Raw genomic sequence first — 23,344 nt, 5'->3', positions numbered from 1 at the left:
TTTCTACTATTATATAGCGATGATTTATTTTCCATCTAAGCCAAAGTCCAACCGTTCTAAATCAGCTGGGGTCTCACGCCTAGTCACTAATGTCGCTTTGCCATCTTCAACAAAGACGATGGCGGGCTTTGGATTTAGGTTGTAATTGGATGCCATCGAGTACCCATAGGCCCCGGTATCAAACATTACCACCACATCCCCAGGGTGCGTTTCAGGAAGTGGTAAGTCGTCGATCAAGATATCTCCTGATTCACAATACTTACCAGCCAAGTGAACGTGTTCCACGATTTCAGCTTCCGGACGGTTGGCAACCACGGCCTCGTACTTAGCTTCATAGAGGGCTGGGCGAATGTTATCACCCATCCCACCGTCAACGGCAACGTAGGAGCGAATCCCCTTCACATCCTTGCGGGAGCCAATCGTATAGAGGTTATAACCGGCAGGCCCCACGATTGAACGGCCGGGTTCGATCCAAACCGCAGGAGTGGTTAACCCGTGGGCTTGGCTAGCCTGTTTGATGGTCTTGATGATTGCATCTACGAACTGTTCGGGTTGTAATGGCCGGTCATCTTCGGTGTAGCGGATTCCAAACCCACCACCAACGTCGATCACCCGTGCTTCATACTCGAAGCGTTGTTTCCAATCAGCAGCTAGTTGAACCAACTTTTCGGCCGCTAATTCGAACCCGTTCAATTCAAAGATCTGTGAACCAATGTGGGAGTGAATTCCGATCAAGTCCATCCGGGGGTGCTTCAACACTGCTTGGAGTGCCTGTTCCGCCTCACCAGATTCTAAATCGAACCCGAACTTACTATCCACTTGACCGGTCTGAATAAATTCGTGGGTGTGAGCTGAAATCCCAGGGGTGATTCGCATCATGACCTTTGTTTTAGCATCTGATGATTCCAAAACTTCATTTAATAGGTCAATTTCATGGAAGTTATCCAATGCAATTACCCCGACATGATTGTCAATTGCCATTTGTAGTTCGGCCCGTGACTTATTATTCCCGTGGAACGTCATGTGTTCGGCTGGGAAGCCAGCGTGCAATGCCATACTCATTTCACCAGCTGAGACCACATCCACGTGGCAATCCATTGAATCAACTAGTTGATACATTGCAGTGTTAGCAAACGCCTTGCTAGCGTAGCACACCGCGTATTCAACGTCGTTATTCTTGAACACCTCTTGGAAGTGTTCAATTTGGCTTTTGATCTGATTAACATCGTAAACCACCAATGGGGTCCCAAATTGATGGGCTAGTGAAACAGCATCGCAACCACCGATCGTCAGGTGGCCCTCACTGTTAATGTCTGATTGACTAATCTGCTCGTTCATAAAAAATACCTCCATAAGTTTAGAAAAGGGCGCCCTGGCAAGAATACAAAAAGGGATTCTCCCGTATGAATGTGGTCTACACATCCATACAAAAGAATCCCCATGGTTTTAGCCATTTTAATTACTCGGTTTCCATTGTCGAAAGCGCTCCACAAGAATATTCTCGTGACAGTCCGCAACCTATTGGGCTACGTCCCAGAGAGTAATCCGCTGTAACGAATTACCGACTTCGGCAACCGCACTTTTCAATCAATTTCTTTGTCATTACAGTGACTCGATTGGTTTACTTGTCTTGGTCGCGACCTCTTCGATTAATTTAAATGTTATAGCATTTAAACCCGTTCGTCAACCGTTTTAAACAAAAAAAGTTTTTTTGTTTTTTATTTCTATATATTGGCATTCAACAGCGCTCGTTCCTAACGTCGCTAGTTATTGATTAAATTTATAATCATGTTAGAATGCAATGTGAATATTATTATAGGAGGATTTATCCTTGACCAAAATCATCAAATTTGGGGGCAGTTCACTCGCCAATGGTTCCCAATACCAAAAAGTAATCGACATCATCAACGCAGATAACGCCCGTCAAATCATCGTGGTCTCAGCACCAGGCAAGCGATTTGACGATGACATCAAAGTAACCGACCTATTAATTAAATACGCCAATCAAACCATTCAAAACCAAGCTACCGATGCAGTTTTACAAACGATTATCGAACGCTACCAATCAATTGCGGATCACTTTCAGGTCCCAGCAGCAGCGTTCCAAGTCATCCCAGACACGTTAGCAAAGCTACCCACGCAAACGTACCCAAATGATGAATACCTAATGGCCGCATTTAAGGCCCATGGTGAAAAGTTGAACGCCGAATTAATGGCGCTGGTCTTAAATCAATTGGGCATCAAATCCCGTTTCGTGGATCCCAAGGAGGCGGGGATTACGGTTAGTGACGAGCCTAACTCGGCGACCGTCTTACCGGAGACCTACCAAAACCTTGGCCACTTTGGTTATGGTGATGAGAAGTTAATCTTCCCCGGCTTTTTCGGGGTCACTAAGGATGGCAACATTGCTACCTTTGCCCGTGGTGGTTCCGATATTACCGGTTCGATCGTAGCCCGTGGACTAAACATCCCAATGTATGAAAACTTCACCGACGTTAGCGCGATCTATGCCGCTAACCCTAAAATCATCAAGAACCCGATTCCAATTAAAAAGATGACCTATCGGGAAATGCGTGAACTTTCCTACGCTGGCTTTTCGGTCTTTAACGACGAAGCAATCATTCCAGCCATTGAAGGGAAGGTCACCATTAACGTCCGAAACACTAACGACCCGGAAGCCCCAGGGACCCTCATCGTTCCCGAAGGTGGCTTTCAATCCGAACACCAAATCACCGGAGTCGCTAGTTCGGGCCACTTCTCAGCGTTATACCTTCACCGCTACCTATTGAACAAGGAAGTCGGCTTTACCTTAAAGCTCTTGAACATCTTTTATAAGTATGACATCTCATACGAACACATGCCCTCTGGAATCGATGATTTGACCGTTATCTTCGATAACCGCCAGTTGACCCCCGAAAAAATGAAGGCCGTGGGGCGTGAAATCCACGACACGTTGCATCCCGACAAACTAAATTGGATTACCGACTATGCCATCCTAATGGTCGTGGGTGAAGGAATGGTCAACATGACCGACGGGCTCAGTAAGTCGATCGACCCACTGGCAGAAGATGGCATCAAAGTAAATATGATCAACCAGGGTGCATCCCAAATCTCCATCATGATTGGGACCCGCAAAGCAGATGCTAACCGCGCCGTTAAAGATATCTACAATCAATTTTTTAATCAACAGGAGGACTAACTATGGCACAATTATTAAAGGTTCATGGTTCTGAGAACCAATTCTTCATTCTGGATCAAACCGCACTGGACCACAAGCTATCAGCGGACGAATTAACCCACCTCGCCCAGACCATTTGCAAACCCACTAGCCTACTCGGTGGTGCTGATGGGGTCTTGGTAGTCGATCAATCGGATCATAAGGCCGCCCTGGGCCGCATGGAAGTCGTCAATGCCGACGGTAGCCGCGCTTCAATGTGTGGCAACGGGCTCCGCTGCGTTTCCAGATACATTGCGGATCACTCCGGTAAGGATTCATTTAAGGTCGAAACCCCCGCTGCTGATTTATTGGTCAACCGGCAACCTAACCTGGCTGATAACGTCTTCGCCTTTGCAGTTGAAATTTCCCCCGTTCGCTACCAAAAAGAGGCCTTCCCATTCGATCACCTGGGCATGGATCAGGTCATGAACCAACCACTACCAGCATTAAATGACCACCTGAAGTTCACTACGATTGCCGTACCGAACCCCCACTTGATCAGCTTCGTTGATAACGATCACGACCTAAACGACACGCTCGGTACCCTGGGGAAGCAATTGAACGAACCCAATCAGTACTTTCCAGATGGCGTGAACGTCAACTTTGCTAAGATCTTAGGCCAAAACCAACTCTTTGTCCGGACCTACGAACGGGGCGTTGGGTTCACGAACGCCTGTGGAACTGGGATGTCAGCTACTTCACTAGCGTTTGCGTTAAATTATCCCGACATGGTCGACGTCAACCAGCCCATCGAAGTGACTAACCCCGGTGGGATGGTCAAGACGATTGTCCACCCTAACGACGAACACCAATGGATCGAATTGATCGGTAACGCTACTTTCACCCATCAAATCGACGTTGACGAAGCAAAGCTCCATGCTGCTAGCGTCACAGCTGATTCCGTCCAGGTTCATGATACTGGTGAAGAAGCAAGTTATCAGGCGTTCATTAAATCATTACAGTTAAATTAATTAGATTGAAAGCGATTGGATTGCAATCGCTTTTTTTATTGGCCTGATTTGAGTTATCATTACAAATGTACCGTATCCCTAACTTTTATTTTCATGAATGCAAAATCACTTTACATTTTGCATTCGGGAGCATATAATAAATATTGTTAGTTAATAATTATTATAAAGTGATAAAAATTTAAAAGGGGTGGGTCAATATGAAAAAACAATCATTAGCACAACGGATCAACGTAATTAGAGCCAGCGTAATGGGCGCTAACGATGGGATCTTATCGGTCGCAGGCATCGTTATCGGGGTTGCTGGAGCGACCGCCAATTCGTTTGCCATCTTCATTTCTGGAATCGCCGGGATGATTGCCGGGACGGTATCAATGGCCATGGGAGAATGGGTCTCAGTCAGTACCGAAAAGGACTCCCAACGAAACGCCATTGAGCACCAACGGACTGCATTAAAGGAGCACTACCAACAAGAATTTAATATCGTCAAACAAAAATACGTTAATGATGGCATTGATGATGCCCTCGCCACCAAGGCGACCACCGAAATGATGAATCGTGATTCACTAGTCACCACGGTTCGTGAAAAGTACGGCTTTAACGTCAATGAGTTCACCAGTCCCTACGCCGCTGCGATTGCATCCATGCTTTCATTTCCCACTGGTTCAATCCTCCCACTAGCAGCCATCGGCTTATTTCCCAGTCACCTCCGGGTAGGAATGACCTTCATTGCCGTTTTAATCGCCCTTGCAATTACCGGATATTCTGCTGCCGTGTTGAGCAAGGCCAATCGGACCCGTTCAATGATCAGAAACATTATCTCAGGAATGTTAACCATGATCGTCACCTACCTAATTGGTAAAATCATCGGGACGTTATAATCAAAGGAGGAATCACTGATGGAAAAAGTTAATCACAAGTCCAAACAAACCATGGCGGAACGATTGAATACGCTCCGGGCCGGGGTCCTCGGGTCTAACGACGGGATTTTGACCGTCGTCGGCGTGCTATTCTCAGTCGCCATCGCCACCACTAATTCATTTACCATCTTTATTGCGGGGCTATCAGACCTGCTAGCATGTGCGTTTTCCATGGCATCCGGTGAATATGCATCGGTCAGTTCACAACGTGATGCTGAGGCTGCAGCGGTGCAAGCAGAGCAAAAACTACTGAAACAAGACCTCGCAGGTGAGACCAAAATCGTTCAACAATACTACGTTGACCGGGGAATTACCGCAGCGACCGCAAAGGAAATTGCAGATGAATTGATTGCCAAAAAGCCGCTCGAAACGATGGTCAGCGTAAAGAACAACATCCAATTGGGGCACTACATGAACCCTTGGAACGCTGCGTTTTCATCATTATTTTCGGCAGCATTAGGTGGCATCTTACCGCTCGCCGCCATGTCATTGCTTCCCACCAGCGTGGAATGGCCCGGAACCATCATCGCGGTCATTATTTCAGTAGCCATCACCGGCTTTTTAAGTGCTAAGCTCGGTAATGGGTTGGTCAAGACCGCCATCATTAGAAACATCATCATCGGGATCTTAACGATGATCATTCACTATTCCGTTGGTAAATTAATGAACCAATTTTAGTTCACAAGTCCCCATTCGTTGGGGGCTTTTTTAATTTGAAATTAAACTAATTATCAAATATAATGGTTAAAATTATTCATTTTTGCAATCCTTAACTTTACGGAGGAATTCCATGGAAAAAGAAGCCAAAATTAAAATTTTAAAGGACCTCATCGACATTAAGTCAGTCAACGACAACGAATCAGAAGTGGCACAGTTCCTATTGGAATTGTTTCAAGCCCACGGCATCGAAGCTAAATTAGTGGCCGAATTCCATAACCGCAGTAACATCGTCGCCGAAATCGGCACTGGTGAACACCCTAAGATTGCATTTGCGGGGCACCTAGACACCGTTCACCAAGGTGACGAGCGGACCTGGAAGTCCGATCCATTCCAAGGCACCTTAAGAAAGGGCCGGATGTATGGACGGGGGACGACCGATATGAAGGCCGGGCTCGCGGATTTAGCAATTGCAATGATCGAGCTTAAGGAATCGGACACCCCCATTCAGGGAACGATTCGCTTTATCGGAACCATTGGCGAGGAACTGACCGCTGCCGGTTCCAAGTTCCTAACTGATAAGGGGTATGTCGATGACCTCGACGCAATGGTGATTGCAGAACCTAGTGGGGTCTCGCTCCACGGACTGCGTTCATACGTCAATAGTGACGGCGTAACCATTGATCCCGAAGTATTAACGAACCTGCTAAAAAAGGCGTTCTTATCAGATGCCCTAGAACAGCACTTTATCATTAAGGCGCACAAGGGCTGGATGGCCTACCGGGTCACTGCTCGCGGGAAGGCCGCCCACAGCTCAATGCCCCAAATGGGAATTAACGCCATCAACACGTTGATTCAATACTACCTGGCTGAAAAGGAATTTTACGCCCAATTGACTGAATCCGACCCTGAATTAGGGCGGACCATTTACTCCCCTGACATTTTTCATGGTGGTGAACAGATTAACTCCGTCCCCGATTTAGCATATGAAATCGTGAAGGTCCGGACGATTCCACAGGTTTCAAACGAAGAGTTAATCCGCCGTTTAAAGCAACTAATCGTGAAGTTAAACGCCCAACCCGGAATTGACTTAGAACTAACGGTCGAACACAGTGAACTCCCGGTTAAAAGTGATAACCACACCCACTTGATTGACCTTTTCCAAAAACACGCGGCCCATACAATGCATGAGCCGGACACCCTACCTACGATTGGGGTCTCACTTGGGACCGATGCATCAGAATTTAGACGCCGGAACCAAACGATGGACGTAGTAGTGTTAGGCCCAGGTAACACGACCGCCCATAGCCCCAACGAATACGTGGAAATCTCGACCTACCTCGACATGATCAAACTATATAAGGCGACCGTGATTGACTTCTTAGCGCAAAACCAAGGTTAGGGGGCGGTTAGATGTTCAAGTTTTTCCGCGATAATCCACTGATTAGCTATGCCGTGACCGTTGCTTCACTGGTCTCAATCGGTGGCATCATCTGGATCATCATTTCAATCTAAAAAAAGAATCATTGTTAATGCCCTTACGGCTAACAATGATTCTTTTTTTTAATTTATTTAATTTCGTGTTTAAAATCAGTTGGTTGATAGGCCTTAAGCACCCGAACGAAGAGCCAATTGATTAATAATCCCGCAATCACCGGCACCACGATCCAGGTAATTACAGCGGGGCCAATGCCCACCATATGGCTGATGAATTCGCGTTCGCCCTCATCAGCAATCACGGATTGAATCGGTGAACCGAACCCAATCCAGCCTAATCCGGCTGACATCGGCGTCCCCTGAACATTAAATAACACCACTGGAATGGCGGATAACCCAGCGGTCGCCATGAACGCTAAGATCATGATCGGTTTTTTAAAGACCGTCGTCATCATCCCCATCATTGCACCTAATAGGATGGCAATCGAAGTCCCCCGCTTATTCACCAACAGTGAATTGATCAATAACACCACCGTCGTCGATACCACCCCGACACCGGCAGCCGCAGCACTAACCTCTGATAGTGAGATTGCAAGGGCAATCCCCACCGTCGAAATCGGCGTGATGGTAAGGAATGCGAACGCCATTGCGATTAAAATACTCATCACTAGTGGCTGTAAGTCCGTCAAAGCATTAATTAATTCGCCTAATGCGGTCGTCACCATTCCAACGGAAGGTGACAAGAAGTAACCGATTAGTCCAATTAAGCCCCCCCACGATGAGGGGCGTTAAAATTACTGAAATCGAGCCAAATCCATTTACGTACTTTTCCAATAGTTTAATGGCCACTACGGCTAATGTAGCAACGATAATGGCGTTAATAACATCTCCTGAACCGTTAGCAACATAGAACGTGCTAGCCACTGGATTATCCACGTTGGTGATTGGATCGGTAAAGCCCGGCTGGGTCTTGACCCATTGAATCGAACCGGATGCCGCCCCCGTCGCCAGCATGACTGCCCCGGTATCTAGGGCCTTCATTTTAAATTGGCCCGCAACGGCCATCCCGATCAAAATTGGAATAAAAACGTTAAACAGGACCAAGATGGCGTTTAAATGCATCGCCCATTGGTAGCCCTGGTGAATCAACGGAGCCAATACATACTTTAAGATGGCGGCTGGCAACACCCCAATTAAAATTCCCTGCGCAGACCCCGTTAAGACGCGGACAAATAGTTTTTTAAGCATTTTCTTTGTTTTCTGGCCAGCTGATTGATTTGATTGTTTTTTACTAATGCACAACACTCTCACTTTCTTAAATTAACTAAATGGATTTATTTATACCGTTAGTATAACATATTGCTAGTACAAAATCAAATCAGGATCACCACTAATTGTGATGATCCTGATGGATGAAAACATTAATTTAAGTACCGTCTGAACCACTCCGTGATGTCTTCGAGCCGTTGCACCCGTAAGTTTGGAATTCCGTGGCGTGATAACCCGTGGTACGACCGCGGATAGCGAATATAGTCAACGTCGGTCCCGGTCTGTTTGACCGCCGTAAAGAACGCTTCACTCTGGTTCGTAGGGACGCGCATGTCGTATTCACCGTGTTGAATCCGGACCGGGGTCTTGACGTGTTTTGCGTACTTCAGTGGTGAGCGATCCCAGTAATATTGAACAGCATCATCCTTAAAGAGATCCTTGCCTAGTTCACCACTCGCGTAGCGAATCCCAATGTCACCGGTTCCATACAGTGCCCGCCAATCAATGATCGGACGTTGGACACTGGCCGCTTTGAAGCGGTCGGTATGCCCGATCGCCCAAGCACTAAAGAAGCCCCCATAAGAACCACCGGCGATAAAGACGCGCTCGGCATCTAAATCGGCATACTGCTCAAGGGCGGCATTTAGTCCCGCCATGATGTCTGAATAATCCATTTCGCCGTAGTGGCCCATCAAAGCTTTTTCAAACTGTTGGCCATAGGTCGTAGAGCCGCGGGGGTTCAAGAAGACGACCGCAAACCCACTGCTGGCTAAGGTTTGAAATTCATGCATGAACGATTCCCCATATGCATCGTGGGGCCCACCGTGAACGTATAAAATGACCGGTGACTTTTGCTTAGGGTCAAAGTTTAGCGCATGCATTACCCATCCCGAAATCTGGGTCTGGTGGTCATCAGCAGTGTAGCTAAAGGCCCCCGCCTCTGCATATTGGTGCGTTTGTTCGTATTCGGCATTCGGATTATATAACTTTCGTTCGTCAAACTGCTTTAAGTCAACGATCCGCAGTTCACTAGGCATCTTTTGTGAAGAAGCCGTAATCAACACGTGGTCGCTATCGATTGGCACGAAGTCGTAGATTTCACTGTTGTTATCCCGCACCAAGTCGATCTGCCCATCCAGATCACCGGTGTACAACTGGCTATAGCCATGGTGGTAGCCGTGGAAAATGTAGTGTTGGTCATCGAGCCAAAAGATACCTAAATTACTCCGGTGTTGGGCAAAATCAGTGCTGAGCCCACCGGCAAACCCGGCATCGACATCGTCATTTAGGTTCAATTGGTATAGATTGCCGTCTTCAATTGGGTAGAAGTAAACGTGGTTGACGGTGGCGTGGACGTAGTAGTTATCGTTTCCGATCACCACGATGTTTTGCCCGTCCGGTGAAAAGCGCGCATCGGTAAAGATCCCACTCGGCATTTCACTAGTGACCCAAATCTTTTTCTTCTTACCGATGTCATAGAGGTACACGGCAGCAGTGTCATCAACCGCATCGGTCAGGTTATGCATCGTCGATTGAATGAACACTAACTTAGTCAAATCGGGACTAATCCCCTGAAAGTCCAGGTCATATTTACTTTCGAACAACACGACTTCCTGTTGGGTCTGTAAGTCAAACATTACTAACGAGTACTGCTTATCATTTGATAACCAACCAATTCCATCGGCCCGGTTTTCGAGCTTCGTAATGTGGCGAATTTGGGGCCGGTCACTGGTGGCAAACTTACTAGAGACGTTAGAATGAACGCGCTTTAAGACCAACACGTTTTCATCCGGGGTCATTCGCATTTGGACGATCGAATCACCATCGGTCACCTGCACCGCATCCCCACCATCCAGCGGCATTTGCATTAATTGATACCGGCCATTCGCATCTAAATGACGGTAGTAGAGGTTCTTAGCAGTCCCGACCGGTTGGAGGTTAATCCCACCGCGGGCCCAGACTTGGTAGCGGCCGTCGACATCCACACTGGCAATCTGGGCCGTGTATTGATTAGTGGCTTCATCGATGCCGTTCTCCACAAAGAACGAACGCTTGCCAACCGGATTTGGCTGGGTCAAAGATTTTAATTGATATAGATCTGTAGCAGCAACGCCTGATTTATTATTCGTCATGTTTATCAACCTTCCCCTTTTTACTTTGTCGAATCTGGTACTGCTGGGCCATTACCAAAGAGGTGACTGGAATCGTGATGATGACCCCAATCAACGAGAATAAAATGATAATGAATTCACCAGCAAAAATTTTATCGTTAATGATACTGCCAATCGAGTAGTGCAGGCCCGCAAACCAAATAAATAGCGATAACGAACCCCCAAATAACCCGAAGAACAGTGTATTTAAGGTGGTCCCAATAATTTGTTTGCCCACTAAGATGCCATCCGTAAATAACCGGCTCGCCTTAATTTGCGGGTGTTGCTCAATAATTTCATCTAGCCCCGATGCGATTGCCATCGTCGCTTCAGCAATCGCCCCGAGGGTGCTTAAAATCGCAGTCGCAATTGCAACTTGAACGTAGTCGATCCCCACTAAAATGGACATCCCTTCCAGGTCATCGCTGTCCTCTAATCCAAAGCCTTGGACCTGGGCCCAGTGTTCGACTGGAATAATTAGTGCGACTAATAACAATAGCACTACTAGCGAGGCAATGAATGCAATTTGGCTGGTCTGATCGCTGGTCCCACTTAAAAAGATCGTGATCGCTAGGATGATCACCCCGGTAACGAGGGTCACAAGCAACGGTGAAAAGTGAAATGCGATCAACACGATCGAAAAGAACAAACAGCCAAAGTTAAATAGAAGGCTCAGGAATGATTGCAGCCCCTGCTTACCACCTACGACCACCATCAATATTAATAATATCAATCCTAGCATGGTAATTGTACTCATTTGACTCTGCCTCCCCGTTTTTCAATCATTAAACTGGTCAATCCACTGGCCAGTGGAATTGCGATTACGATTCCAATCCCACTAATTAAACTTTGGACCACCCCTAATGACATATTCATTGAGAACGAATAGCCCCAGGTATTACCATTCTTTAGAAATAGCAGGGCCATTGGAATCGTGGCCCCCATAAAGATAAAGAACAATACGTTGATCAACGGGCCCATGATCGATTTACCGATGTTGCGCCCGGACAGAAAAATCTGCCGGCGGGAAAGATTGGGCCGTTCGCGTTTTAGCGTAAACAGTGATGACACGATATCCGTTGATTCATCCATTACCGCCCCCAGTGAACCAATCATGCTTTCAGCTAGGAACAACGGCCGTGGCAGTTGGGTCACGTATTGCATCGATTCATACGATACCCCGCGTTCGTGGGTCATCATAAATGCCACAAGCGCAATTAAGATCGAAGCGGCGGTCCCGAGCAAAGTGGACAATAACGTGACGACCATTTGCCTAGTAAACCCTAGGATCAAGACTAGGGTAATCACCGAAAACAACCCCGTTAAGAGGGCAAACAGCCACAACACCTGGGTCCCTTGACTATGCCCGTTCAATAATACCGTCGCCACGAATAAGATCGTGTTGATTGCAATGCTTAGTAACGCCGTCAATCCGCTTAATTTCAAGAACACTAGCAACAAACACACCGCAATTAAGATCAATGCGACTACCGGGGCGTCGCGCTTGTAGTCCTTGATCGTGGCCCGGTAGTTCTCACTGGGGTGGATCACAACGAACGCCTTTTCACCGACCCGGTAGTCATGGTCCATCGTCGTCGAAGTGGAATAGGTGTTTGGAACCGTTAGGTGGCGGCCCTTATATTTCCCATTCAAAACCACTCCGTAAAGCGTCTGGTTAGTCTGCGTATCGGCATTTTGGAACTCATCGGTGGTCGTGGTCGTTTGTTGCTCACTCACGCGTTGGACCTGCATAATTGGTTGCTTATAAAAACCATCATCGTGCATGACCCCCACCATGATTAAAATGCTCCCAATGATTAATCCACAGATTAACTTCCAGGGAATTCGATCAATTAATTTTTGCATCATTTTCATCTCGTTTTTAAAAAATTTATAATTCATTCTAACATACTCACGTTATCACGTTTATAGCTAACCAATAGTTAGTAATATTTGGTGACTAATTTGACATAATCTTTAATTTTCTTTAACCTATTAGGTAGTGTTTATCTAATTAGGACGTACGTCCTGTCAAAATAAAAGGACCCATTTCGGCCCTTTTTTATTATACCCAATTAGATAGGGCCGCCGTCCTATCTATTATTTTACCCAATAAGGAGGAATTTGATGACCAGCAAAATTGAAGTCAAAGGCTTAACTAAGATCTTTGGCAGACACGTTGGTAAGGCTGCGGAAATGATGAAAAATGGTCGTTCCAAAGCTGATATTTTAAAAGAAACCGGTAGTACGGTTGGGGTCGACCAGGCCTCGTTTACGGTCGATGATAACGAAATTTTCGTCATCATGGGACTATCCGGAAGTGGAAAATCGACTTTAATTCGGATGTTGAACCGCTTGATAGAACCGACCGAGGGTGAAATCACCCTGGATGGTAGTAGCGTGACCAAGGCTTCTAAAGAGGAGCTCCGCCAAATTCGACGGACTAAGATGGACATGGTCTTTCAAAACTTTGCCCTCTTTCCGAACCGCACGATTATCGAAAACACCGCCTTCGGACTAGAAGTGCAAGGCGTTGCGAAGGAAAACCGGCTCAAAAAGGCGCACGAAGCACTAGAATTAGTGGGCCTCCATGGCTATGACAATGAGTTACCAAGCCAGTTATCAGGTGGGATGCAACAAAGAGTCGGCCTCGCCAGAGCGCTTGCGAACGATCCTGAAATCCTGTTAATGGACGAAGCCTTTTCTGCTTTGGACCCATTGAACAGAAAGGAAATGCAAGACGAACTCTTAGACCTGCAAGAATCAGTGAAGAAAACGATCATCTTCATCAGCCACGACCTAAACGAAGCGCTTCGAATTGGTGATCGAATCATGATCATGAAGGACGGTGAGATCGTTCAAATCGGGACACCTGAAGACATCCTCCAACACCCGAAGAACGACTACGTTGAAGCCTTCATTCAAGGGGTTGACCGGACTAAGATCCTAACGGCCGAAAACGTAATGGTCAGACCGAACACGGTCAACGTCGAAAAGGATGGGCCACGCTTAGCACTGCGGCGGATGCGTGAAGAAGAAATTTCTAGTATCTATGCCATTGATAACGACCACCATTTGATTGGGTTAGTGGACGCCCAAGCCGTTGACCAACTAATCGAAAATAACGACCGGGATTTAAGGCACGCCCTGCGTAAGGACATCCCTACTACCGACCTGAACACGCCGATTAAGGAATTGTTCAAGACCATTTCGAAATCGCCCGTGCCAATTGCGGTCTTAGACGATCAAAAGCAGCTCCGCGGAATCATCATCCGGAGTTCGATTCTCGAATCACTTTCAGGAAGTCAGGTGGCTAAATAATGAACTTATTACTATCACAAATCCAACCGCTCCCAGTTGCCGATTGGATCAATAAATTCGTAAACTGGTTAACCCAATTCGTTGGCTTTTTCAACGGCATTACTAATTTTATCGGTGCGATCATTAACGCCTTTCAATGGGTGTTCGATCTACTACCGATCTGGTTATTCATCATCTTGGTCCTCGCAATTACGTTCTACGCGCTGCGTGGTGCTAAGTTCATCGGACTAATGACGTTTGAGTTAATCGGGCTGCTCTTCATTTGGAACCAGGGCTTTTGGCGCGACATGACGCAAACGCTATCGTTAGTATTAACGTCTAGCCTCTTGATCGTCATCATTGGGGTGCCACTGGGCATTTGGATGGCCAAGAGTAAGCCGGTGGCTGCGGTGGTCAAGCCGATTTTGGACTTTATGCAAACGATGCCTGCATTCGTATACTTGATCCCAGCAGTTGCGTTATTCGGGATCGGGATGGTGCCCGGGGTCATCGCATCATTTATCTTTGCGCTCCCCCCAGTCGTTCGAATGACCAACCTCGGATTGCTGCAAGTCCCAGGTGACCTAATCGAAGCTGCTGATTCATTTGGGACCACGAGTTGGCAAAAATTGATCAAGGTAGAACTCCCACTAGCTAAATCGACCTTAATGTCTGGAGTCAACCAAGGAATGATGTTGACCCTTTCAATGGTCGTAATTGCTTCTATGATCGGTGCAATGGGATTAGGTTCACAGGTCTACTTTGCCGTTGGGCGAAACAATGCCGGAGCTGGGTTTACCGCCGGGTTGGCAATTGTAATCCTAGCCATCGTATTGGATCGGATCACCCAGGCATTTAACCGTAGTCAAAAAGCATCGAAATAAGGAGGTCCACACAATGAAGCGTAAGCATTTAATGATGATCGTCCCAGTCATGCTGGTCACCCTCATTTTAACCGCCTGTCAAAGTGTGACTGCTCCTTATAATCCAAAGGAAAAGCTCGGTCCCCAGATTAATTACACGATCACCGGGATCGATGCCGGGGCCGGAATCATGGCTTCGACCCAAAAGGCACTTACGGAATATCCACTGGCCAAAAACAAATGGCAACTCCAGACTAGTTCTACGGCTGCCATGACCAGTACCTTGGATAAGGCCATTAAGTACAAACAACCAATCGTCATCACTGGTTGGCAACCCCACTGGATGTTCAAAAAGTATCCGATCAAGTTTCTAAAGGATCCTAAAAACGTCTATGGCAAGGCCGAACAGATTCACACAATTACCAATAAGAACTTAAAGAAGAAGGACCCGGGCGCCTATAAGCTCTTGAGTCAATTCCACTGGACCCCATCCGAAATGTCCGACGTAATGCTACAGACCAACGCTGGTGTCGATCCAGCTCAGGCTGCTAAAAATTGGATCAAAAAGAATCCAAAACGCGTTGCTGAATGGACGAAGGGCGTGCCAAAGGGAAATGGTAAGACCCTTAAAATGACCTACGTGGCCTGGGATTCTGAAATTGCTTCCACCAACGTCATTTCCCAAGTCTTAGACTCAATGGGTTATAAGACCACGATTCAGGCAATGGAAGCCCAACCAATGTGGTTATCAGTGGCGAAGGGCTCTGCGGATGCGACCGTATCAGCATGGCTCCCCACCACTTCTGGAATCTATTACAAGCAATATAAAAATCAAATTGATGATGCCGGCGTCAACCTAAACGGAGCGCGGGTCGGATTGGCAGTTCCGAAATACATGAAGAACATCAATTCCATCGATGATTTAGTTAATAAATAATCCTTAGCAAAAGGCGGTTTACGTTACATGTGAACCGCTTTTTTGTATACTATAAAGTAATTAAGCAATTATACAATGGAGGGATTTTTAATATGAGTGATGAAGTAAATACTGCAATGCTCAAAGACGACATCTATAAGGCCGTTAACGGCGAATGGTTAAAGGATGCTAAGATTCCAGCGGACCACTCCTCTACCGGTGGCTTTATGGACCTAGTCGATGGCATTGAAAAAACGTTGCGGGCTGATTTTAAAGCCCTCGCCAACGGTGAAATGCAACCTGCAAATGATGAGATGACTGAATTCAAGAAGTTCTACCAATTAGTCTTTGATTTCAAGCAACGTGAACAATTGGGGGCCGAACCACTCAAGCCCGTCTTAAAGCGCATCGAAGCATTGGAGTCCTACCAAGACCTCGACGAACAACTCAGTGACTGGATGCTATCTGGATTACCACTTCCATTTAACTTCGATATCGATGCGGACATGAAGAACGCTAAGGTCAACGCCCTCTTTTCTGGCGCCCCTAGTTTGATCCTACCCGACAAGACCTACTATGAACCTGATAATCAGGCTGCCAAGCAGTTAATGCCCATCTACACCCAGATGGTTCGGACTCTGTTAGAAAAAGTCGGCTACTCTGCTGATGAAGCTGAAGCGATGGTTGAAGAAGCTAAGCACTACGATGCCCAAATTGCACCGAACGTCAAGTCCGCCGAGGAAAGTGCCGACATGGTTAAAAACTACAATCCAGAAAAATTTACCGACTTTGTCAAAGCCACTAACCAATTGGACTTAAAGCGCGCCCTCACTGAATTGATCGGCAAGACTCCCGATCAGGTCATCGACACCGAACCAAACTACTTTGCCTTTTTGAGCGACCTATTGGACGATAACAACTTCACGCTCATGAAGAGCTGGATGATCGTTAAAACCGTTGTCTCGTACAGTAACCTCCTCTCAGAAGAACTCCGGGTTCTAGGTGGAACCTACAGTCGGGCCATTTCGGGACAAAAGGAACCAGCTAGCCAAGACCGGGCTGCTTACTACCTAGCCACTGGGACCTTTAGCCAGGTTGTCGGTGATTACTACGGTAAGAAGTACTTCGGTGAACAAGCCAAACAAGACGTTCATGACATGGTCGTTAAGATGATCAACGTTTATAAACAACGCTTGACCAATAATGACTGGTTGGGTGAAGCGACCCGCAAGAAGGCAATCGTGAAGTTAAACTCCCTTAAGATCCTAGTGGGCTATCCCGACCGCATCGATCCGCTTTACAAGCAGTTCAAAGTCAAGGTAGCAGCGGATGGTGGCACCTTGGTCAATAACGTCCAAGCGTTCGATCGCATTGCGATTCAAGATCAATTTAGTAAGTGGAACCAACCGGTCGATCGTGAAAAATGGGAAATGAGTGCTGACACAGTCAATGCTTACTACCACCCGTTCAAAAACATCATCGTCTTCCCAGCAGCCATCCTTCAAGCACCGTTTTATGGCTTGGATCAATCTTCAAGTGAAAACTTTGGGGGGATTGGAGCCGTCATTGCACACGAAATTTCGCACGCATTTGATAACAACGGTTCCCAATTTGACGAATTTGGGAACATGAACAACTGGTGGAGTAAGGAAGACCACGAACACTTCGACCAGCTCGCCCAAAACATGATCAAGGAATTCGACGGCCTCCCATTTGCTGGTGGCAAGGTTAACGGTAAACTAACCGTTTCGGAAAATATCGCCGATGCCGGTGGGTTAAGCTGTGCCGAAGAGGCTGCCAAGGCCGAAGCTGATTGCGACTTACACCAATTCTTCATTAATTGGGCCCGCATCTGGCGGAACAAGTCCACTCAACAACGCGAACAACTACTACTCTCAATTGACGTCCACGCCCCTTCCGAACTCCGTGCCACGGTCCAGGTCAAAAACCTTGCCGATTTCTACATCACGTTCGACGTTACTGCTGGCGATGGGATGTACCTAGCTCCAAAGGACCGAGTTAATATCTGGTAATTTAAAAGGGACTGTAAAGAGGAGGAACGCTTATGAAACCAGGAGTTGCTAATCATGATTTATTCCAACTAAAGTCAATCACCCAACCCACGGTAATTGGCAACCGCTACTTCTTCGTTGAAAATCGCATCGACGAAGCCAGTAACCAGTATCGCAGTGCAATCGTCAGTGTCGATGAAGACCAGAATAAATCTGTCTGGGCGGATGATGGAATCAATGTTGACCCCATCGTCTGTGGCAATCAGTTATTCTACCTCCACCAAGATGCTGACAAGCACTTCCAAATCATGGCAATGCCACTGACCGGTGGGACTGCCAAACAAATCACGCATGGCGATAACATCCAACAAATTAAAAAATCAAATGATGAACAAACTTTGGTCTTAAAACTGGCTAAGTCACGAGTTAAGGCCAAGTATGCCACCACTGATTTTCCGGTGCCTAGGCACGTAACTAAAATTTTTAACCGGTTGGATGGGACCGGTTGGCTCCCAAATGATCTAAGCTACCAACTAGTTTATTTCGATGTCCACACCCACGAAACAATCACACTGATGGACACTAAGGATGACTTTGATATTAAAACGATCAGTGCTGATAACACGAAGATCGTCTACACCAAGGCCAACCATCCCGAATTAAAAACGGACTTCGATCCGACCCAGGGCGTGTACCTATACGACGTCGACACGAAACAAGAGACTTACATCACCGCATCCGTAGATGGTGGGATTTTCTCCGACGCCCAATTTGCCCCTGACGGTAAGCACTTAGCATTGACTGGTAACACCAACGAGCACCCCAATTGTACGGTCAATAACTTCTGGCTGTACTCATTTGCGGATGCTAAGTTGACCAACGTGACCCAACCCGATGATCAATACGACTGTGGGAGCGAATTAAACCTGGTCGCTGATTTTGTCCAACAACGGCGTGCTAAGGCAATTCAATGGTTCGATAATGATCACTATGTCGTTCATGCCTATCACCACGGCCGAAGCGTCCTGCTTACGGGAACTGCTGGCAACTACCACGTACTCTATGATGAACCCGTAGAAATCTATGACTTTAGCGTCATTGATGACCACCAAATCGTAATGAGCGTTTCTAACCCACAGCTCCCATCCGAACTGCGGGTCCTCACCATTAATGGTGAGCAGGTGGATGCCACGACCATCTTTAACCCGAACGCCAGTTATGAGCGTGACCATGAATACGCAAAGGTGGACCACTTTACCTATGAAGCTGCGGACCAAACCGTCCAACTTGACGGCTGGACGGTTCACGCTAACCACCTTGCTGCCGGCCAAAAGAGTCCGGTCATCCTATACATTCACGGTGGTCCCCATGCTGCATACGGGGAAACGTTCTTCCATGAATTTCAAACCCTAGCTAACCACGGGTATGCCGTCGTCTTCGTGAACCCCCGTGGTTCGACCACCTACGGTCAGGCCTTTCAATCAGATGTGATCGGCCATTACGGTGAACACGACTTTTCAGACGTCCTAACTGGTTTAGACCATGCGTTAAATCGCTATGCCGATTTAGACGCCACTAAGTTATTCGTTGCCGGTGGTTCGTACGGGGGCTTCCTTTCTAGCTGGATTTTGGGCCATTCTGACCGCTTTACCGCTGCCAGCGTCCAAAGACCAGTGACCGATTGGCAAGCGCTCTATGGCACTAGTGACATCGGTTTTTGGTTCAACCGGACCGAATTAGGGCTAGACCTCTTTGAAGATCCCGATGCTCCAAAGGTCTACTGGGATAAATCCCCGCTTAAATACGCCCACAACATTAAAACGCCGGTGCGGATTCAACACGGTGAATACGACATGCGTTGTCCCACCAACCAAAGCGAGGCGCTGTTTACGGCCGTTAAGCAGACCGGCACCGACTGTGATTACATTCGTTATCCCCAATCATTCCACGGCTTTTCCAGAAATGGACTGCCGAACTTAAGAATTCAACGCATCGCAGATCTATTAGAATGGTTCAACCGCTACAAAAACGATGCTGCAAACGCATAAGCAAAAAATCCTCCCGATGAATTAATCATCAGGAGGATTTTTTAGTTGACCCTATTTTTTATGATCATGCTTCTTAAAGGCGGAATAAACGCCCACCGCAGCTTCTAGGAACATTCCAATTCCCATCATGCGCATTGCAATCATCTGGGCGTTCATATCGGTATTGAATGAGAAGTACAACAAAACCGCATAAAAAACTAGAAATAAAACTGAAACTAACTTGGAATTACACATGGTAAAGCCCTCTTTTATTTAGTTTGATTTTGGGTGGACCGAATCATAAATGCTAAGCATAATCCAACCACTTCTAAAATGAACATCGTAATAAAGACAACGTGGTAAGCGTTGTGGTTAGCAAGTGCAGCTGACACGCCACTGGCTTGTTGACTACGGGCAACGTTAGTTAACACTAACGTTGAGACCGCAACTCCGACTGAACCTAAGATTTGCCGTGCAGTCGTCGTTACGGCCGTTCCATCAGCAACCACTTCCTTAGGTAAGGAATTAGCTCCCAACGTAACGGCTGGCATCATTACAAAGGCGTTCCCACCTTCGATCAACATTGCTAATACGATCATGATCCAAATATTTGGCGTTCCAGGAATGATCGATAGTAATAACCACCCCAGAACGATCATGCTCATCCCAGATAACATCGTCTTCTTAAACCCAATTCGATCGGCTAACTTTCCGGTCAACGGGTTCAAGAAACTAAGGAATGCGGCTCCGGGAACCAATGCCATCCCTGAAATAAATGGTGACACGCCTAAAATATCTTGGTAGTAAAGTGGGAATACAATCGTCGTTACGATCAATGCAATGTATGAAATTCCGGTCAATAGCACCGATAAGTCGTAGTTAAAGGTCTTTAACACCTTCAATTGGAGTAATGGGTGCTTCATTGTCCATTGCCGATAAACGAAGACGGCTACGAAGATGATACTAATTGCTAAGATCAACATTGCCTGGCCCACGTTTACGTTCGGCTTTCCAATCATGTTAACTACGTATAAAATCCCGGCAAACCCAACTAATAAGAAGGTCGAAACGTAGTCTAAACTACTTTGCTTGTGGGGCATCACGTCCTTAATCGCATGGAAACTAAGGAATAAAATCAACGTTGCCGATGCGATAAAGAAGACGAACAATCCGTGCCAGTCGGTAAACTTAAGCACGACTCCGGAAATAATGGGCCCGACCGCAAGGGCTGACCCCATTACTAATCCAGCCATTCCCATCGTCGACCCCCGCTTTTCCTTCGGGGTAATGTAGAGTAATACTGATTGATAGGATGGGAACAAGATTCCCACTGCAATCGCCTTTAAAATCCGCCCGAACATCATAATCGGAAAGGTCGGTGCAAATAAAATTATCAACGATCCAATATCAAATAAAACAATGACGCTAATGAATAGGGTCCGAAACCCGATATTATTTAATAACCAGGGACTAACCGGCATCATAATACACATTACTAACATGAATGCCGTGGTCAACCACTGGACCGTGGTTGCGGAAATATGGAAGTAACGCATAAAGGTCGGATAGACCGTGGACAGTGATGATTGGCTAATCGACATTGTAAAGCTACCGAATAGCAAAACAAAGATAAACCACGGCCGGTTAAATGGCTTGCCGTTTAAATCATAACTGACGTCCTTTTGTGCTTCTTGGCTCATAATATAATCACCTCAAATTATAATCATTATAAATTAATAACAATATCAATTTTATAACAATTACTTACAAAAGTAAAATAAATTAGCGTTTATCATATAATGCCCGTTCGACAAAGCGATCAACGACCGGATGGTTAAATAAACCGGTGTGGTTAGCATCGGAACCGCTTACCTTAACGGCTTGGTAACTATCAGTCCGTTTTTTGACCAGGTACTTCAACGATTCAGAAGACACGTTCGTAATGACCCCGTCGTTATTACCCTTCCCAGCACTATTTCCATAAATATTTAACACCTTAACGTTCTTAGGCATCGTCTCGGTATTGTAAAGAAGGTCTTGGTAAGCTGGATATTTAGCGGTCGCTTTATGCAGGACCAATGGCTTCCCAGTACTGGTCAAGTGATTGGAATTCGGCTTATCATTGGTCTTCATGACACCGTCATAACCGGCCGCAATCGAAATCAACTGACTCATTCTAGGAATACTAGAATCCTTATCACTAGAGGTCGCAAGCGCTGCAATCGCCCCACCACTAAAGCCGACGGCATTATAATTATCATAATCGTAATGCTGCTTTAAGTATTGTAAGACTTGGTAGGTCCCACGCATCTGTTCAAACACGGTCGTCTTCTGCCCAAACGTGACTTTGATCATTGGTTGTTGGGTCTTTTTGGTCAACTTCCCCTTGTAAACGGGTTTGTCATTTTTAAAGGTCACTGATAATGACCGGGTCCCCCCGTCTCGTTCACCCATCGTCAACAAGTGATTCGCAGCATTCGTCGGGGCATCCGCGCCGTTAATATACAACGTAGGCACTGGCTTATCCGCCTGCTTAGCGTTCTTCCCAGAATTATTATTGTTATTACTAACGCTCACAAATATCGCAGCGCCCAGTAAAACGACTAACGCCACCACTAACATGATGGTCTGTTTTAAATGTTTGCTCACAAAAATCATTCTCCTTTGTATATCTAAATATAAGAATACTAGAAATTACCCCCGATTTCATTAAAAAAAGCGGATTTAAATGATTTCATTAGCATGCTAGCGCTAAAAGTAGTAAATTAGATACTGAGAGAATAAAGTAAGGGAGCGAATGTTGATGATTACATTAAAATCACCTCGTGAAATCGAAAAAATGGCTGAATCAGGAGCCATTTTAGCGGGGGTTCATAAGGGCCTTCAGAAATTAATCAAGCCCGGTCTGGATACCTGGGAAATTGAAGAATTTGCTGATAAGTACATTAAAGACCACGGTGGCTACCCTTCAGAAAAGGGTTTTGACGGCTACAAGTTTGCTACTTGTATCTCAGTAAATGAAGAAGTGGCCCACGGGATTCCCCGGAAGGGCTTAAAGTTAAAGGATGGCGACATCGTCAAGGTCGACATGTGTGTCGATAAGGACGGCTTTGAAAGTGATTCATGTTGGAGCTACGCCGTTGGTAACGTTTCTGATGAAATCAAGAAGTTAATGCAGGTGACCCACGATGCACTATACATTGGCATCGACCAGGCGGTCATTGGGAATCGGATCGGTGACATTGGTGCTGCCATTCAAGAATACGTTGAAAAGCAAAACGGCTTTGGTGACGTTCGTGAATTAATCGGTCACGGCATCCAACCATCGATCCACGAAGCCCCTAACGTCCCCGCCTACGGGAATGCCGGTCAGGGCATGCGGCTCCGTGAAGGGATGACGATTACGATCGAACCCATGGTCAATACCGGGACCTGGCAAATCACTGATCGCTATGACAAGAAGGACGATTGGACCTACTACGTATCTGCCGATGGAACCCCATCTGCGCAGTACGAACACACCCTAGCAATTACTAAGGATGGCCCTAAGATCTTAACTTCGCAAGACCATGAAGCGGATCAAAAATACATGCTTTAAAATAAAAGAG

The 23,344-nt window shown here is 46.4% G+C and carries 20 protein-coding genes and 1 riboswitch; of the genes, 11 read left to right on the top strand and 9 right to left on the bottom strand.

Annotated features, from left to right (window positions below):
• Positions 1-24: 24 nt before the first annotated feature.
• Positions 25-1,338 carry a diaminopimelate decarboxylase gene (gene lysA, locus MOO44_RS04885; protein WP_260116067.1) on the bottom strand — a complete coding sequence of 438 codons (1,314 nt, stop codon included), beginning with the start codon at positions 1,336-1,338 and terminating at the stop codon, positions 25-27.
• A gap of 133 nt (positions 1,339-1,471) precedes the next feature.
• Positions 1,472-1,654, bottom strand: a riboswitch (Lysine riboswitch).
• Between the two features lie 177 nt (positions 1,655-1,831).
• On the opposite strand from lysA, the gene MOO44_RS04880 reads away from it, so the two are divergent.
• The 5 genes from MOO44_RS04880 to MOO44_RS04860 all read left to right on the top strand — a co-directional run bounded on the left by MOO44_RS04880 (position 1,832) and on the right by MOO44_RS04860 (position 7,164).
• A complete protein-coding gene (locus MOO44_RS04880) occupies positions 1,832-3,199 on the top strand; it encodes an aspartate kinase (RefSeq protein ID WP_260116066.1) in 1,368 nt (455 codons plus the stop codon).
• A 2-nt stretch (positions 3,200-3,201) separates the two neighbouring features.
• The gene (dapF, locus tag MOO44_RS04875; protein ID WP_260116065.1) at positions 3,202-4,188 is read left to right on the top strand and encodes a diaminopimelate epimerase; all 987 of its coding nucleotides are present in this window, start codon (positions 3,202-3,204) and stop codon (positions 4,186-4,188) included.
• Between the two features lie 197 nt (positions 4,189-4,385).
• Positions 4,386-5,066, top strand: coding sequence for a VIT1/CCC1 transporter family protein (locus MOO44_RS04870; protein WP_260116064.1), 681 nt, complete (start codon positions 4,386-4,388; stop codon positions 5,064-5,066).
• A gap of 18 nt (positions 5,067-5,084) precedes the next feature.
• A complete protein-coding gene (locus MOO44_RS04865; RefSeq protein ID WP_260116063.1) occupies positions 5,085-5,783 on the top strand; it encodes a VIT1/CCC1 transporter family protein in 699 nt (232 codons plus the stop codon).
• Positions 5,784-5,895: 112 nt separating this feature from the next.
• A complete protein-coding gene (locus MOO44_RS04860) occupies positions 5,896-7,164 on the top strand; it encodes a M20/M25/M40 family metallo-hydrolase (RefSeq protein WP_260116062.1) in 1,269 nt (422 codons plus the stop codon).
• 166 nt (positions 7,165-7,330) lie between these two features.
• On the opposite strand, the gene MOO44_RS04855 is transcribed toward MOO44_RS04860, so the two are convergent.
• The 5 genes from MOO44_RS04855 to MOO44_RS04835 form a co-directional block, all read right to left on the bottom strand.
• Positions 7,331-7,921 (bottom strand): PTS sugar transporter subunit IIC, encoded by a 591-nt coding sequence (locus MOO44_RS04855; protein ID WP_260116061.1) that lies wholly within the window; start codon positions 7,919-7,921, stop codon positions 7,331-7,333.
• The gene (locus MOO44_RS04850; protein WP_260116060.1) at positions 7,893-8,501 is read right to left on the bottom strand and encodes a PTS sugar transporter subunit IIC; all 609 of its coding nucleotides are present in this window, start codon (positions 8,499-8,501) and stop codon (positions 7,893-7,895) included. The genes MOO44_RS04855 and MOO44_RS04850 overlap by 29 nt, the downstream gene beginning before the upstream one ends.
• Positions 8,502-8,620: 119 nt before the next feature.
• Positions 8,621-10,600, bottom strand: coding sequence for a S9 family peptidase (locus MOO44_RS04845; RefSeq protein ID WP_260116059.1), 1,980 nt, complete (start codon positions 10,598-10,600; stop codon positions 8,621-8,623).
• Positions 10,590-11,375 (bottom strand): YibE/F family protein, encoded by a 786-nt coding sequence (locus MOO44_RS04840; protein ID WP_260116058.1) that lies wholly within the window; start codon positions 11,373-11,375, stop codon positions 10,590-10,592. Before MOO44_RS04840 ends, MOO44_RS04845 begins: the two co-directional genes overlap by 11 nt.
• Positions 11,372-12,484 (bottom strand): YibE/F family protein, encoded by a 1,113-nt coding sequence (locus tag MOO44_RS04835; protein WP_260116057.1) that lies wholly within the window; start codon positions 12,482-12,484, stop codon positions 11,372-11,374. Before MOO44_RS04835 ends, MOO44_RS04840 begins: the two co-directional genes overlap by 4 nt.
• A gap of 261 nt (positions 12,485-12,745) precedes the next feature.
• Here MOO44_RS04835 and MOO44_RS04830 point away from each other — a divergent pair, with 261 nt between their 5' ends.
• The 5 genes from MOO44_RS04830 to MOO44_RS04810 all read left to right on the top strand — a co-directional run bounded on the left by MOO44_RS04830 (position 12,746) and on the right by MOO44_RS04810 (position 19,757).
• A complete protein-coding gene (locus MOO44_RS04830; protein WP_260116056.1) occupies positions 12,746-13,939 on the top strand; it encodes a quaternary amine ABC transporter ATP-binding protein in 1,194 nt (397 codons plus the stop codon).
• On the top strand, positions 13,939-14,802 hold the full coding sequence (locus MOO44_RS04825; RefSeq protein ID WP_260116055.1) for an ABC transporter permease: 864 nt from the start codon (positions 13,939-13,941) through the stop codon (positions 14,800-14,802). Before MOO44_RS04830 ends, MOO44_RS04825 begins: the two co-directional genes overlap by 1 nt.
• A gap of 13 nt (positions 14,803-14,815) precedes the next feature.
• Positions 14,816-15,718: a glycine betaine ABC transporter substrate-binding protein gene (locus tag MOO44_RS04820; RefSeq protein WP_260116054.1), complete on the top strand. Its 903-nt coding sequence runs from the start codon at positions 14,816-14,818 to the stop codon at positions 15,716-15,718.
• A 92-nt stretch (positions 15,719-15,810) separates the two neighbouring features.
• Positions 15,811-17,730: a M13 family metallopeptidase gene (locus MOO44_RS04815; protein WP_260116053.1), complete on the top strand. Its 1,920-nt coding sequence runs from the start codon at positions 15,811-15,813 to the stop codon at positions 17,728-17,730.
• A gap of 32 nt (positions 17,731-17,762) precedes the next feature.
• Positions 17,763-19,757, top strand: coding sequence for an alpha/beta hydrolase family protein (locus MOO44_RS04810; protein ID WP_260116052.1), 1,995 nt, complete (start codon positions 17,763-17,765; stop codon positions 19,755-19,757).
• Positions 19,758-19,808: 51 nt separating this feature from the next.
• Here the strand turns inward: MOO44_RS04810 and MOO44_RS04805 are convergent, their stop codons facing one another.
• The 3 genes from MOO44_RS04805 to MOO44_RS04795 form a co-directional block, all read right to left on the bottom strand.
• Positions 19,809-19,991 (bottom strand): hypothetical protein, encoded by a 183-nt coding sequence (locus MOO44_RS04805; protein WP_260116051.1) that lies wholly within the window; start codon positions 19,989-19,991, stop codon positions 19,809-19,811.
• Positions 19,992-20,005: 14 nt separating this feature from the next.
• Entirely contained in the window at positions 20,006-21,436 is a 1,431-nt protein-coding gene (locus MOO44_RS04800) for an MDR family MFS transporter (RefSeq protein WP_260116050.1), read from the bottom strand.
• Positions 21,437-21,518: 82 nt separating this feature from the next.
• Positions 21,519-22,385: an alpha/beta hydrolase gene (locus MOO44_RS04795; protein ID WP_260116049.1), complete on the bottom strand. Its 867-nt coding sequence runs from the start codon at positions 22,383-22,385 to the stop codon at positions 21,519-21,521.
• Positions 22,386-22,539: 154 nt separating this feature from the next.
• Here MOO44_RS04795 and map point away from each other — a divergent pair, with 154 nt between their 5' ends.
• Positions 22,540-23,334, top strand: a complete 795-nt coding sequence (gene map / locus MOO44_RS04790; protein WP_260116048.1) for a type I methionyl aminopeptidase — start codon at positions 22,540-22,542, stop codon at positions 23,332-23,334.
• The last annotated feature ends 10 nt before the right edge of the window (positions 23,335-23,344 follow it).

Origin of the sequence: Nicoliella spurrieriana (assembly GCF_023380205.1) — a bacterium.
Lineage (GTDB): Bacteria > Bacillota > Bacilli > Lactobacillales > Lactobacillaceae > Nicoliella > Nicoliella spurrieriana.
This window is presented reverse-complemented; position numbering and strand designations above follow the sequence as displayed.